We start from the raw sequence: 14,139 nt of genomic DNA, 5'->3' as shown, positions 1-14,139 counted from the left end.
TATACCATTTTATACATGGCATTTAAAAAACTGAACCCTTTTGAAAAACTCTATTTAAAAAATACTAACAAAGACGCTTATCAAAATTATAAATATCAATTAAAGGTTAGCAATATTCCTTCTATTAAATTTTTAGATACCCCCAAACCCCTTGTTGACTTCAAACATAGTGGGCATTTGGGTGATATTATCTATGCTATTCCTACCATGTATGCTTTGGCTGAAAATGGCAAAGCACGCCTCCATTTGAATATCGGTCAGAAAATAAAAGTTGACGGAGAGCACCCTCTTAAAGGTATTGGACTAAACGAAAAATCGATACTTATGTTAGAACCTCTTTTGGCTCATCAGCAACAGTTTCAGCAAATTGATATTTATGATAAGCAAGAAATTGATTATGATTTAGATATATTCAGAAAATTTCCTTTCGATTATTCTAAAGGAAATATTAGTAGATGGTACTTTAATTGTTTTGCTACTCATTACGATTTAAGCAAACCTTGGCTAGATGTTCCAAAAGATACCACAATGGCTGATAAAATCGTTATAGCAAGAAGTATACGTTATAATTCGCCAGTGGTAGATTATTCTATTCTAAAAAAATACAATAATCTAGTGTTCGTAGGGTTACCCGAAGAATACCAGTTAATGAAATCCATTATACCACAGCTAGAATACGTACCAGTCAATAATTTTCTTGAATTAGCCATTGTGATTGCTGGAGCCAAGTTTTTTATAGGAAACCAATCATTCCCTTTTGCTATTGCTGAGGCGCTAAAAACACCGAGAATGCTGGAAAGTTATTACAAATCCCCTAATGTTATTCCTGAAGGACCTAACGCATTTGAATTCTCTTTTCAACCTCAATTTGAGTTTTTAGTCAAAAAGTTGATTGCTCAATATTAAACATTTTGTACTTTATGAAAACTGCTGCTGTCGTAATACTATATTATCCTACTTTAGAAACACTACATAACATAAGTACTTATGCTAATGCAGTGGATAAAATATTTGTTTTTGATAATTCAGAAGAAAGTACTTTTATGAAAGATAGGCTCTGTGAATTGCAGAACGTAGCGTATTTTCATGATAAACATAATGCTGGCATAGCACAAAGATTAAACACTGGAGCCAAGATGGCTATCCACGAAGGTTTTGATTGGCTTTTAATGATGGATCAGGATTCTAGGTTTGACGATTGCTCCATCAAATTTTACTTAGATAGCATTAATGACTTTTCAGACAAAGCAAAGGTAGGTTTGTTTGGCCCACAATTTGACCGCAAAAATCAAACGTCGATTACCCAGTCTATCTCTAAAGAAGTAGATAGTATCATTACCTCAGGGACGATGTTAAACTTGGCTGCTTACAAAGAAATTGGGGAATTCGATGAAAAACTTTTTATAGATGGTGTTGATATAGAGTATTGTTTGCGGGTTCAAAAAGCTGGCTATAAAATTATTCAGTTTATGAATATATTCCTTCAACATGAATTAGGAAAAACAGCCACAAAGGCCTCTATCAAAACCCTTTATTTAGTCAAGAAAGAAAAAGAATTGCACTCGCCTTTACGATATTATTATATGTATAGGAACAACCTCTATTTACAGTCTAAATACAAAGAATTTGACAAGCAAAAAATGCAAAAAATTAATAAGAATGCAATGTCATTTTTAAAGAAAGGTTTTTTCTATGGAGACAGTTCTTGGGAAATAATTAAGTATGTTATTGAAGCGCGTCGTGATTTTAAACAAAACAAGATGGGGAAATATCAACCTGATTTATAGTGCTACTTCTGTATTTTATAAGTTCCAAATACAGGGTAATGGTCTGAATACTTAATATCATTATGTGTTTGAAAATCTAATACTTCAATAGATTCGCTACAGAATTGGTTATCGATTCTCACAAATCGTGGACTGCGATTCAGGGTAAATCCAAAGCCATTGCCAGCTTCTTCAAAAGAATTTTTCAGTCTATCACGAATATGTCCATAAGCATTGCCATAAGGCGTTTCATTAAAGTCTCCACACACAATTACAGGATATGGACTTTCATCAATAAGTCTTTCAATCAGTTCTATCTCCTTTGAATGTTTAATGAATCCCATTTTCAAACTCCATAGAATAGCGCGAGCTTCATCTCTAGCCTGACCAAATGAACTTCCTTTTACTTCATCCACCACTTTTTTCACCCTTATTCCCATTGATTGTAATTGTAAATTAATTACCCTGATGGTGTCGTTTTTCAAAGCAATATCGGCTAGTAGATAGCCATTACCATTGTCTTTTCCAGGTTTTTGTCCAAACAAACTTTTTTCTTCATGAATGATAGGGTATTTAGAGAATATCGCTAATGAAAAAACTCTACCTGTGCCATAAATACTGTTGATTACATAATAGGGATTATCCACAATCATGGCATCAAAAGTATTAAAAGTTGGGTCTTCTCTAAAACTAGAAAATTCTTGAAAGCATTTTATATCAGCCTGAGTATCTACACAATATGAAATTTCGTTCTTTACCTTTTCTTTAATCTCGTTATCTTCAAAATGTTCATAATATGCACTATGTTGAAAACCATACACATTATAATCAAGTACAGATAAATTTTTATCTGCTTCTTTGGCTATATGAAAACCAAATGTGCGTCGGATAAATGGATAGCCAATTAGTAAAACAATAATAGGCAGAATCATTCTGGATGGACGGATAAATAACCACGTAATGGCGGTGATAGCGCAGAGCAACATGACGACGGGTAGGCTCATCATCATAAAACCAACAAACCAGTGATCAATTACTAGAGTATAAGCTAATAAATAGGTAAATAAAGTATATATATATAAAGGAAGACTTATTAGCCACAAAAGAGATGTTACTGTTTTTTTTAGCATGATGTAATCTTGGCAGTTAGCTTTAAACAAAAGTACTAATTTTGAATGTCTTGAATAAATAATAAAACATGAATATTTCAATTTAAGTGTGTCTTTGAATGATAACACGAAAAATATTCGTTTTATTTCAGTAATTAATTGTTAGATTAACAAATATTTCATAATTTTGCATTCCATTTCGGAAAACACTGGTAATCAAGTCTATTACATCGCTCTCAAGGCGATTTTACATAACAAATAAAAGAATTTTATCATGGCGAAGGTTTGTCAATTAACAGGAAGAAAAACACAAGTTGGAAATAACGTTTCTCACGCTAACAACAAGACTAAGCGTAAATTTTTTCCAAACTTACACACTAAGAAATTTTTCTTAGAATCAGAAGGTGTATGGGTACAGTTGAAAGTTTCAGCGAAAGCTATCCGTACTATTAACAAAAAAGGCTTAGAAGCTTCTTTAGTAGATGCTGCTCGTAGAGGTACTTTGAGTTTATAGTAATAAAAATATTTGCTTAAAAAGCTCTTTGCATTTGATGTAAAGAGCTTTTTTCGTTTAAGCCTATAAACAAAATATGGCAACCTCTAAAGAGATTGCCACACTTATCTGCACTATATATTATTACGCAAGCCTATGTTGATTATCCCATTTTAGCTACGATTTCTTCTGAAATACCTACAGAACAGAAACCACCATCATGGAAAAGGTTTTGCATTGTTACCTTCTTCGTTAAGTCAGAGAATAAAGTAATTACGTAATCTGCACATTCGTCAGCCGTTGCATTTCCTAGTGGTGCCATTTGGTTAGCATATTCATAGAAAGCATTGAATCCAGAAATACCAGTACCAGCAGTAGTTTTAGTAGGCGATTGTGAAACCGTATTTACTCTTGTTCCGTTTTTCTTTCCATAATGGAAACCATACGAGCGCGCTATCGACTCTAACATCGCTTTAGCTTGTGCCATATCGGTATAGTCAGGGAAAGAGCGTTGTGCTGCAATATAAGACAAAGCCACCACTGAACCATTATCAGCAATAGCATCCATTTTATCAGCTACCTGCAACATTTTGTGGAATGATAAAGCAGAAACATCTAATGACTTCATAAACCATTCATAGTTTAAATCGCCATAAGGTCTGTTTTTACGGATGTTTGTACTCATTCCGATTGAATGTAATACGAAATCTATTTTTCCACCCAAAGCATCCATTGATCCTTCATAAAGTTTTTCCAAATCTTCAACAGAAGTAGCATCAGCAGGAATAATCTTAGCTTCGCACTCTTCGGCTAATTTATTGATTTCTCCCATTCTCATTGCTAAAGGTGCATTGGTAAGGGTAATAATTGCTCCTTCTTCTTTAGCACGCTGAGCTACTTTCCAAGCGATAGAGTTGGAATCTAATGCTCCAGAAATAATTCCTCTTTTTCCTTTTAATAAACCGTATGACATTTTTTTGATTTCTGATTGTTGATTTTAGTGCTTAAAATTAAATTATTCTTCTAACAAACTTATATTCTGAGGATACGGAGTTCATTTTAAAATAATTAAGTATTTTAGATGGATACTAAAATCAAGGTTAAAATTTTGTCCAAAAGTACTATTTTTTTTCTTAAAACCATGAATATTCAAATTCGACAAGCCATAAAAGAAGATTTACCTGCTATCCTCAGTCTCTATGCCAAAGTACTAGATAAAGGAGAAGTTCTAACCATTGAACAAGCAGAAGCTCTCTTTCAGAAAATGATGAGTTATCCTAACTATAAGGTATATGTCGCAACAAATGAGGAGGATATTATCGGCACTTTCGCCTTATTAATTATGGACAATCTGGCTCATATTGGCACTCCCTCCGCTGTGGTTGAAGATGTCGTGGTTTCTGATGTTTTTCAAGGAAAAGGAATCGGTAAAAAAATGATGGTTTTCGCCATGGAAAAAAGCACAGAAGCAGGCTGTTATAAATTAGTATTATCCAGTAATTTAAAACGCCACGAGGCCCATGCATTTTATGAAAGCTTAACCTTTGAAAAGCATGGATTTAGTTTTAGGGTAAATTTATAAAGATTCCTGAGGGGTAAAATTATTTGGATTTGAAAAAATATTTTCTATTTTTATATATCAGATTTTCAAGTGAATACATTTTACTAACCTTAATATAGATGAAATACATTCTACTAACGCTATTATTTTTTTTTGTCAGTTTTTGTGCTTTTTGTCAAAAAAAGAACTTGTCTGATACATGGAGAAATAAAGCTGAGAGATATTATGATGAAGATAAAAAAGATAGTGCTTTGATATATTATCAGAAGGCCTTTCATCTCTCTTTTTCAACGAAGGATTATCTAACAATGGCTAATCTTAGTGTAGACCTTAGCACTATGTATTATGAAAAAAGAAATTATCTTGAAGCCTTAAAATGGTGTAAAAAAGGGTTGAATTTTGTTAAAATTGGAAAGATTAATAGTGACTCTGTTACTTTTAAACTTTATTCAAGTTTAGGGGAAATGTACAAAAAGTTGAATAAGCCAGATTCATGTCAATATTTTTTTCATCAGGGAAATATGTTGCTCAGCAAAAAGCCTTATTTAGAAAAACAAATACCTCTGTATGTAATACCTCACTATAACAATCAAGCCATTTTTCTGATAGACAGGCATCAGTTTAGCCAAGTTGAAGCGGTGTTTGATCAAGCAATTATCATTTCTAAAAAGAATAGGAGTTTAGCATTTATGAGTGTGCTTTACAACAACTTAGCCTACAGTTTTGAAAAGCAAAAATTATATGAATTGGCAATTGCTCAACGGAAAAAAGCAATAAAGTATCATGGCAATGGAGATGATGCTCATAAAAGTATTTTATTACTAGGCCTAGCCAATGATTTAATCAAACTAAAAAAGTATGAGGAGGCAAAGCCATATTTAAGTAACTCTATCAGCCTTTATCAAAAAAACAGGAAAGAAACAGAAAATCAAGATACAGAATTGACACAGGCTTTTTGTCAATTTGAAATCCAAAAATCTGAGCATAATCTTCAAACAGCAGAACTCACTTTACAAAAAATCATTACTATACCTTTTGTTAAAGGTAGTTCGCAAGGATATGAAATTATCACGAAAGCAATGAATGAAATGGCTATTATCAAAATGGATAATAATCATTTATTGTCAGCTACCGATTATATTCAAAAAGCATTACAAAGAACTCAACTCAGCTTTAAAAGTAACAGGCTCGAAGATAATCCCACTATTAATGAACAAGTACTTTCTTTTGAAACGCTCATCGAAAGCTTTAATATCAAATCAAGGTTGCTCTACCAATTTTATCGTCATTACAAACAAGCTATCTATATTAAACAAGCTTCTCATACAGCCTTAAAAACATTAAATGCTTTTGCTTTTGTAAAGAAGATTCAAACCTTACAGCATTACAATGCTTTCTTAGGAAATAGCATTAAAGATGCTCAGGGCTTTGCGTTACAACTAAGTCATGAATATCTGCTTACCAATCAAAATGCGATAGAAGCCCAAAACCTCTTTTTTAAAGTAATGGAATTGAGTAGAGAAATCTCTATTAGTGATGCTATCATGGAGAGGAATACTCGTTCTCAAATAATTCCAACGAATGAATTAGAATATTTAGCAACGTTAAGGAAGCAGATAACTTATTTAAAGATAAAAATTATTAATAAGGAGGAAGTTGATGACAAGCAAACCTTATTAAAAAAAAACCTTGAATACACTAATTTAACAGAGAAGTTACATCAAGAATATCCAGCTTATTATCAAGCCAAATTCAATAATGATACTTTATCATTAGGTAAAGTTCAACAATTATTACCTCCTCAAACTAGCTACATTAGCTATGCCAGCTTTCAGGAATATCTATACATTATGGCTATTCAGCAAGCAAACGTAAAAATATTGAAGCAACGAATTCCTAATGATTTCAATAGCGTATTAAATAATTTACAGCAAGAAATTTCTACCCCTCCTGGTATTAGCAAATACAAAGGAAGACAACATGCTATCTTACTTTTCCAGACATTAATAAAACCTATTGAGCTCTTTTTAGCTTCAACTAAGCATCTATTAATCTCTAGAGATCTCACATTTGGTATTCTTCCGTTTGAAGTGCTAGAATCAGGAAAGGTAATGAATGATTATTTATGTAAAACACATTATATTACTTATACTTATTCTATAGCGGTTTGGAGTTTGCTTCAACCAAAAATTATTAATAAAAATACAACCATTGCTTTTGCTCCTTTTATTAAAACGATAAAACTGAATGATACAACTTTTAAAGCCCTCAAAAAATCAAAAGAAGAAGCAATTGCTATTAACAAAAGTAGTTTCATTGATGCAGAAGCTAATAAAAACAGTTTTTTAGCTAATTATAAAAACTATAAAGTAATCTATTTACCTACCCATGCCTTTACCAATGACAAAAACCCTTCAAAGTCTTTTATTGCATTTTACCCAACAGATAATAGGGAATATCGTTTGTTTTTAGACGAAATCTACGCCCTTGATTTAAAGAATACTCGCTTAGTAGTATTAGATGCTTGTGAAGCAGAATATGGCCAAGTACAGAACGGAGAAGGAATGATTTCACTTTCAAGGGCTTTTGCTTATTCTGGATGCCCGTCTATTGTAACAACACACTGGAAAGCGAATGATGTTACGACGGCAGTATTCTCAAAAAAATTAAATGAATATCTGCAGGATGGAGAGACAATAGATATCGCTATTCAAAAAACAAGAAATGATTTTTGGCATAGTAAATCCTATAAAAAATTTAATCATCCTTTTTTTTGGGCAAACTTCGTTTTGATTGGTCGTAGCGAACCTGTTTTTGAAACAAGTTCGTTTGCTGTGCATTGGTTATGGAGCAGTTCTATCATTATTATCGTGATAGGTATAGCATTCTCGTTAGTTTATTATAAAAAGTCATTTATCCCTTTAGCTTTTGCCACTGGATTTGGGACCAGATTTTCAATCTATCTAACCAAGCTACTTGGTACTCGCAATCATCACAATCTCTAAGTGATTCATACAATTTCTCTGCCTTTTTGGGCTGATTACTCTTATAATAAGAGAGTACTAAATGCCATTCTGCTGCTTCTTTAAAGTATTCTCTTAAATCACTAATTTTAAGCACTTTTTCAAAATCCATTGAAGCTGTCAAATATTCTCCAGAAACAAAATGGGCTTGTCCATCAAAAAAGGTTTTATAAACCTTTCTTTCTTCATCTGATAGGTCATTAGTATCAATCTGACGTAAAACATTAATATCGTTTTCAGTATCGGGTAGATTAACAGTACTATTAATTAAAAATAAACCTATCAATAAACAAGTAGCTATTCCTATCGAAAGACTTTTCTGTAGAATTCTCAGGGGAATTCCTATTATTCGTTTTTTCTCTTCTGCATTTATTTTTTTTAATGCTTCTTTCATGAGGTTTTGGGCACGTAAATCCTCTAAGTCTTTATACATTTTCTGAGTTTGTTTAAAATCCTCTCTAAAATTGGTGTCTGATAATATTTTTTTATCGAATTCCTCCACCTCTTCTTCCGAAAGCTGCCTTTTAAGGTATTGATCTATTAAACTCAGCTCTTTTATTTTGTCATTTTCATCCATTTTCTTATTTTTTTAATTTTGAGATACAAAATTCCTTAATTTAAGCAAACACCGCATCCCTTTCATTTTTACAGCATCTTCGCTTGCATAATCAAACATCTTTGCAACTACCTTCCATGTTAACTCATTCAAATAATGAGCTTCAATAATTAATCGACATTTTTCACATAAGTAGTTAAGAAGCGTACTTAAATACGCCAAACGCTCTTGTGCAATAATAATTTGTTCAGGTGTAAGCGCTGGTTCTTCTGATAAATCCTCAAAAGCATGCGTATCTCTATTTATCCTACGATTATTTGACTCGTTTTTTTTCAAACACTTAAATCTGGCAATGCTATAAAGAAAGGTACTTATTGATGAAAGCGAAGGGTCAAATTCATTTGACCTTACGATAGCCAGAAAAGTCATTATACTATCATTATAAATCTCTTCAGCATCTAATTTATCACCAGTATGATAGGTGGCCATCTTAATGATTTTTGCTTGATGTTGCTTGTATAACCACCTAGCAACTTTATCGTAATCTTCTACTGCTTGAAGCTTGTTAACAATCTCAATATCTTTCATGGCTTTAGGGTAAATGTTCTGTCATTATTTACCACTAAAGAGATGAAGGTAACATGACAAAAATAAAAAAAAATTTCTCTAAAAATTGTCACAAAGCATGAAAGAGAAGCATGGACTGATTGAGCAAGGTTGATGAATACATCATCAAATCTAACGCTCAATCACCCATATAATTTCTTATTTATGCAACATGCAAATTTCACAAGAAGATTACGCATCTTCTCTGGGCTTTTACTAGCCTTCACATTCTTTTTAGCTTCTTGTTCACAGGGAGAAATCTACGAGCCTAAATTAACAGCCGTAAAAACACAAAGTAAAATAGATTCATCTTCTAAAATAATAGAGGATGTTGAGCTTAAAGTGGTTGTTAATGATGATTCTCTTGATTCGCTTAAACCTCCAGTTGATTGGCATCCTTAATGAAAATCCTTTAATTTAATCAAATTCTTAAAGCCCATCCTTAATATACCTAGGTTGGGCTTTATCTTTTTTAAATTTAATATTTTTTACAGCTATTCACTTGAACAGTAATCTTTTAATTAGTATTTTATGGAAAATATATAAGCCACTAAACATCTATCCCATGTCAATCTTTAACAAACTAATCGTTTTTTTTTCAAAGCCTAGTCCAGACTGGCGAAAAGACTTCTATCACAGATACAAGCCAACTCTTGAAGTATTTTTTAGCCAGACTTACTCTACTGAGGTAGCTTTAGAAAAAAAGGGGAAATCTAAGCAAAAGGGAAAAACAGAAAGTGATGCTCCTAAATTCAAGAAATATCATTTTGAAGACACAGACAAAGAGAAAATCATTGACGAAACTTTCATTTCCTTTTTTATTTCTATTGAAAGTGAATATCATGTTAAAGAAGCTACGATAGAAAGTAAAGAAAAAACCAAACGATTATTGGATGAATTTGCTGACAATGTAGGTCTTTTATGGTATTTTAAACAACGACGAAACCCTCCTACTATTTTTAGGCTTTTGCCTGCACTGAAATCTCCTTATTTGTCCAAATCTGTTACTTATGCCAAAAGCTTATATACAGCAGAGGAAGATAGAGAAACGTTTTTGGTTGATGTATTGATGGAATCAATTAAAAAAACTCAAGCTACAGATACAGAAAAAATAATACCCCCTCTCGCATCTCCTTTACCTTATTTTTTGAAAGGCATAGCCTTCAATAAATATAGAAGTGCTTTTAACAAGGAAAACAATAAACAAGTTGATGTACCAGAACACACTACAGAGAATGTTTCAAGGCGAAAAAACCCCATTTCCTTAGCTGAAAATTTTGAAGAAATGTATACCAATCTTCACATTATTGATGATGAAAGAGTAAAGGAGGAAAATGAACTACAAGAAATGATGGAACATTGTTTGGAGGTAGCCTTAAACAGTAAAAGCATATCCGCTACAGAACGATATATTTTTAAACAACGATTAGAAGGAGCAAGCTATACAGATATTAATAATCAAACCAGTATTTCTGAAGGTAATCTTAGGAAAATAATGCAGAGATTAAAGATTAAGCTTCATAACGATGTAAAAGACTGTATCAAAAAAACATCTTAAAGACATGAAAATAACGGACGATAACAAGATTGAACTATTGATTTTATACATAGAAGGAAATGCTGATGAACATACCAGTCAACAGATAGAACAACGCTTGATAGAAGATGAGGATTTTTATCAGGATTATCTTATTCAAAAAGCTATTTGTGAACGCATAGATAGCAAGAGAATGACAGTATTAGCAGATGAAATTGAAACTTTCAAAAAAAATATTAATCCCATTTCATTACCTATCCATAATCAGAGGGAAATAATTTGGAGTAGGGTAGCAGCATCTGTAGCTGGCATTATCATATTTGCTGGTCTTGTGTGGTGGATGCTTCTCCCTAATACAAACGAAATACAATATACTAAGTTTGAAATAAACGAAACAGGTGATGGAATGCTTGGTTTTGCAGGAGAAGTTGATTCAATAGTGATTGCAGTAAGAAAAGACAACGTTGATACTTATCAATTTTCAAATGATACCTTAAAAATCACTTTAAATTCTTATGATCCTGACAATATTAAAAATTGGTCATTAGAACACCAATCAAAAACACAATATTATACTTTAAATACACTCAATACAAGCTACCCACTTGTAAGAGATTCGTCTAATAAACCAAAATTACTTATCCCCGAAAAATAAGTTTTTATGAAAAGACCTTTATTGATTTTTTGCCTGTTTTGCTTTAATATGATGAGTATAATTTGTGCTTGGGGACAAAAATGTAGTTGCGAAAGTGTTACTAATGATGACATAACGTCTGGTAGGGTTTCTCTATTAGATTTTAATGCAGCTCCATTAAACAATAACTTGGGTTTCTTTTATGGTACAGAGAATGCTAGGAATATCGTGACGATTTTTATCAATGCTTATAACCATCAAATGAAAAATCATTATGAAGAATTCAAAGGAACAGTTATTGTAAAAAAAGACGATGAGTGTACAAAAGAATATGGAGGAGCATTTTCAGGACCATACAAGTCAGAGAGTAATAAATTATGCTTAGTTTTTTCTAATAATTTATTCGACAATCTCCAAGTAAAAAAAAGCGAATGGTTTGTATTAGCTCACGAAGTAGGACATATGTTATGCGGACACTTTTCAGGTAACTTAATACGATTAACTAATCTTAACCCTGAAATACATTCTTTAATTACCCTCCTTGAACATAATCCAAAAATTGTCATTAAAAGTCAATTTTTAGAATATCAAGCTGATTTTATGGGAGTCAAATTACTTCTAAATACTGGCTACAACCCTAGGGAGATATTAGGATATATGAATGATGCATTTGATAAATTGAGAAAATATAAACCTAACCTTTCAGAGCAAGTTTTGACATCAAGAAAAAGATTATTAGAAGTTTATCTTAGTGGCCCGATATATCCTAATAAGGGCTTTGGTGGTGATAGCGACAAAGAATTTCAACAATATACTATACCATTAAAAGATCTTTTTAAAGATGAAAAATTAAAAGATTCATTAACTAAATCAGAGATTGCTATTAGTAAAGCATTATTTGAAGTATATGAAAAAGCAATTAAAAAAAGTAAAAAAGCAAATGCCGACTATGAGGCTGGCAGATACTGCACAGCACTAAATACTTATCAGGAAATAGACTCTACTCTTTCAATCTTGTATCCAAACACTGCCATATACAAAGAAAATCAAGAGAACATTAAAAATATTAAATCGATACTTCAACAAAAAAGTAATTGGAATATCGAGGCATTTGGTGGAGTTTCATTAAATTTTCCTCAATTAACTTCAGATAAACAAACAGTTCCTGCAAAAGGATATAGTAGCCCTACTGTAGGATTAAGGCTAAGTCAATATTTTTGGTATAAAAAGCGAAGACTTGGGATAGATATAAGATATTCTAACCTTAGTTTTGATACTTATAATGAGCTAGACGTAGTGAAAAAAGCAATAGAGCGATTTGATTTAAAACAAATTGGCTTTGGTCCTTACATCGCTCATAGTACTAGTGGGTCTCAGAAAGATACCCTTTGTGATAGTAGAACTGGATTATTACTATCCTTCGGAGCTAGCCTTAATTATAATTTACAAACGAAGTATACTAATTTTTTAATAAATGAATCTCCTATCGTAAAAACAGGATGGAGTCCTAGTATATACGTTGGTATTGGCGGCGAACATTTGCAAAGAAGAATGAAAAGTAAATATATAAGAGCTATGATTACTTTTCAAGCCCAAACTATTCCCTTAAGTCTTCAAGCGAATACTAGTACAAAAGCTAATGCCTGGACCTACCAAATTGGTATTGAACTGGCTTTTAGGTGCTGGAAATTGTAAAGAATCAAGTTTTCATAAAACCACAAATCGATGAAAGTATTTATCCTCAGAATAGTACTGATACTTTTAGGTAGCTGTTGTTTTTGGGAGTGTCAACAGGAGCTTCAACCTAGCGAAGAAGTTAAATCCATTAGTGCTACCATTAATGACGAAATTGATTACAAGGCCTCAAGTGGTTGTGTTTTTAGATATTCCTTTGTAAACAATTATCAACAGCTTGAAACAACTTCTCAACAAAACGCTATCAAACTAGCTTTTAACCTGTGGCAGAAGGTCAATAAAAACATATCTTTCTTGCAATTTTCAGATAGCACTAAATCGGAAATTAAAATACAATTTGTTGAAGGGAATACTATACCACATGGAGACTTAATTACCTTGAATGGATTTTTTGTATTTCCTATCAACAGTATAGCTTCTCTTGTTAAAAATAGCAATAGTTATACAATACAATTGAGTAATAGTTTTCCTTGGGATAACGAAAGTCTATCAAGGGTGATAGTCTATCATGTCGGTTTATTCTTAGGAATGAAAACATCGACAGATATTTCTTCTATGATGTATCCTTATCTAACTAACAAGGTACTTAAATTATCAAAGTCAGACTCCAGCATTGTTAATAAACTATATTCTATTCCATGCAAAGACCTAAATATCAATTTCTTACCGCTTAATTTAAAAGTGGGTGAATTGATTACAAAGGGTATCAAATTAGATAATCTTTGTAGTACATTATCTGTAAAAGCAAGTGGTACCATTATAGTTGGGCCTTATGTGGGGGCCTCTACTCCTGATGGGCGAGAGACAGGCTTATTAGGCTTTCCTTTGGATACTTACAATATTATTCCTAGTATTTTTCATGCTGCTTTGATTTATAAAATAAATAATGAAAAAAGCTGGCACTATTGTGGTTCAAACTGTCAAATCAAAACTGATTGTAGCCAATATCTTGACATTACCTTTAATATCAATGATATCGATTTAACTAATAATAGTGGAGCTTATGATGTTGTTGTAGACTACAAATAATTTTTCTTTTCTCAAATTCTGTTACTTCCCTCCTTTCTTTGGTAAATAATGGTCAATAAATCATTATTTACCATGAAACAGCATTTATTATTTCTTAACAATTATATCAGTGAATTTCATTGTTAAGAGC

At 32.2% G+C, this 14,139-nt stretch carries 14 protein-coding genes; 10 read left to right on the top strand and 4 right to left on the bottom strand.

Going from position 1 to position 14,139, the window contains the following annotated elements; translation table 11 throughout:
* Nucleotides 1-15 precede the first annotated feature (15 nt).
* Nucleotides 16-906 carry a glycosyltransferase family protein gene (locus AC1RNE_RS13735; RefSeq protein ID WP_492801515.1) on the top strand — a complete coding sequence of 297 codons (891 nt, stop codon included), beginning with the start codon at nucleotides 16-18 and terminating at the stop codon, nucleotides 904-906.
* 14 nt (nucleotides 907-920) lie between these two features.
* Nucleotides 921-1,787, top strand: a complete 867-nt coding sequence (locus tag AC1RNE_RS13730; protein WP_492801514.1) for a glycosyltransferase family 2 protein — start codon at nucleotides 921-923, stop codon at nucleotides 1,785-1,787.
* Between the two features lie 2 nt (nucleotides 1,788-1,789).
* Here the strand turns inward: AC1RNE_RS13730 and AC1RNE_RS13725 are convergent, their stop codons facing one another.
* A complete protein-coding gene (locus AC1RNE_RS13725) occupies nucleotides 1,790-2,896 on the bottom strand; it encodes an endonuclease/exonuclease/phosphatase family protein (protein ID WP_492801512.1) in 1,107 nt (368 codons plus the stop codon).
* A 253-nt stretch (nucleotides 2,897-3,149) separates the two neighbouring features.
* On the opposite strand from AC1RNE_RS13725, the gene rpmB reads away from it, so the two are divergent.
* Nucleotides 3,150-3,389, top strand: coding sequence for a 50S ribosomal protein L28 (rpmB, locus tag AC1RNE_RS13720; protein ID WP_184137596.1), 240 nt, complete (start codon nucleotides 3,150-3,152; stop codon nucleotides 3,387-3,389).
* Nucleotides 3,390-3,531: 142 nt separating this feature from the next.
* On the opposite strand, the gene AC1RNE_RS13715 is transcribed toward rpmB, so the two are convergent.
* Nucleotides 3,532-4,341 (bottom strand): enoyl-ACP reductase FabI, encoded by an 810-nt coding sequence (locus AC1RNE_RS13715; protein ID WP_492801510.1) that lies wholly within the window; start codon nucleotides 4,339-4,341, stop codon nucleotides 3,532-3,534.
* A gap of 168 nt (nucleotides 4,342-4,509) precedes the next feature.
* Between AC1RNE_RS13715 and AC1RNE_RS13710 the strand changes: the two genes are divergently transcribed.
* Nucleotides 4,510-4,950 (top strand): GNAT family N-acetyltransferase, encoded by a 441-nt coding sequence (locus tag AC1RNE_RS13710; protein WP_492801509.1) that lies wholly within the window; start codon nucleotides 4,510-4,512, stop codon nucleotides 4,948-4,950.
* A gap of 98 nt (nucleotides 4,951-5,048) precedes the next feature.
* Nucleotides 5,049-7,934, top strand: a complete 2,886-nt coding sequence (locus tag AC1RNE_RS13705; RefSeq protein WP_492801508.1) for a CHAT domain-containing protein — start codon at nucleotides 5,049-5,051, stop codon at nucleotides 7,932-7,934.
* On the opposite strand, the gene AC1RNE_RS13700 is transcribed toward AC1RNE_RS13705, so the two are convergent.
* Both AC1RNE_RS13700 and AC1RNE_RS13695 read right to left on the bottom strand, forming a co-directional pair.
* A complete protein-coding gene (locus tag AC1RNE_RS13700) occupies nucleotides 7,843-8,529 on the bottom strand; it encodes a hypothetical protein (RefSeq protein WP_492801506.1) in 687 nt (228 codons plus the stop codon). The genes AC1RNE_RS13705 and AC1RNE_RS13700 overlap by 92 nt on opposite strands.
* A gap of 12 nt (nucleotides 8,530-8,541) precedes the next feature.
* Nucleotides 8,542-9,096, bottom strand: a complete 555-nt coding sequence (locus AC1RNE_RS13695) for an RNA polymerase sigma factor (RefSeq protein WP_492801504.1) — start codon at nucleotides 9,094-9,096, stop codon at nucleotides 8,542-8,544.
* Nucleotides 9,097-9,279: 183 nt separating this feature from the next.
* On the opposite strand from AC1RNE_RS13695, the gene AC1RNE_RS13690 reads away from it, so the two are divergent.
* The 5 genes from AC1RNE_RS13690 (at nucleotide 9,280) to AC1RNE_RS13670 (ending at nucleotide 14,009) form a co-directional block, all read left to right on the top strand.
* Nucleotides 9,280-9,516, top strand: coding sequence for a hypothetical protein (locus tag AC1RNE_RS13690; protein ID WP_492801502.1), 237 nt, complete (start codon nucleotides 9,280-9,282; stop codon nucleotides 9,514-9,516).
* A gap of 163 nt (nucleotides 9,517-9,679) precedes the next feature.
* On the top strand, nucleotides 9,680-10,672 hold the full coding sequence (locus tag AC1RNE_RS13685; RefSeq protein WP_492801500.1) for an RNA polymerase sigma factor: 993 nt from the start codon (nucleotides 9,680-9,682) through the stop codon (nucleotides 10,670-10,672).
* Between the two features lie 4 nt (nucleotides 10,673-10,676).
* The gene (locus AC1RNE_RS13680) at nucleotides 10,677-11,306 is read left to right on the top strand and encodes a hypothetical protein (protein WP_492801499.1); all 630 of its coding nucleotides are present in this window, start codon (nucleotides 10,677-10,679) and stop codon (nucleotides 11,304-11,306) included.
* Nucleotides 11,307-11,312: 6 nt separating this feature from the next.
* Entirely contained in the window at nucleotides 11,313-12,980 is a 1,668-nt protein-coding gene (locus AC1RNE_RS13675) for a M48 family metalloprotease (RefSeq protein ID WP_492801497.1), read from the top strand.
* 30 nt (nucleotides 12,981-13,010) lie between these two features.
* The gene (locus tag AC1RNE_RS13670; RefSeq protein WP_492801496.1) at nucleotides 13,011-14,009 is read left to right on the top strand and encodes a matrixin family metalloprotease; all 999 of its coding nucleotides are present in this window, start codon (nucleotides 13,011-13,013) and stop codon (nucleotides 14,007-14,009) included.
* Nucleotides 14,010-14,139: the final 130 nt, after the last annotated feature.

It is taken from the genome of Arcicella sp. GW822-FHT02H01, assembly GCF_058802005.1.
The sequence above is the reverse complement of the archived record's forward strand: the minus strand, read 5'-3'. Positions and strand labels throughout refer to the sequence as shown.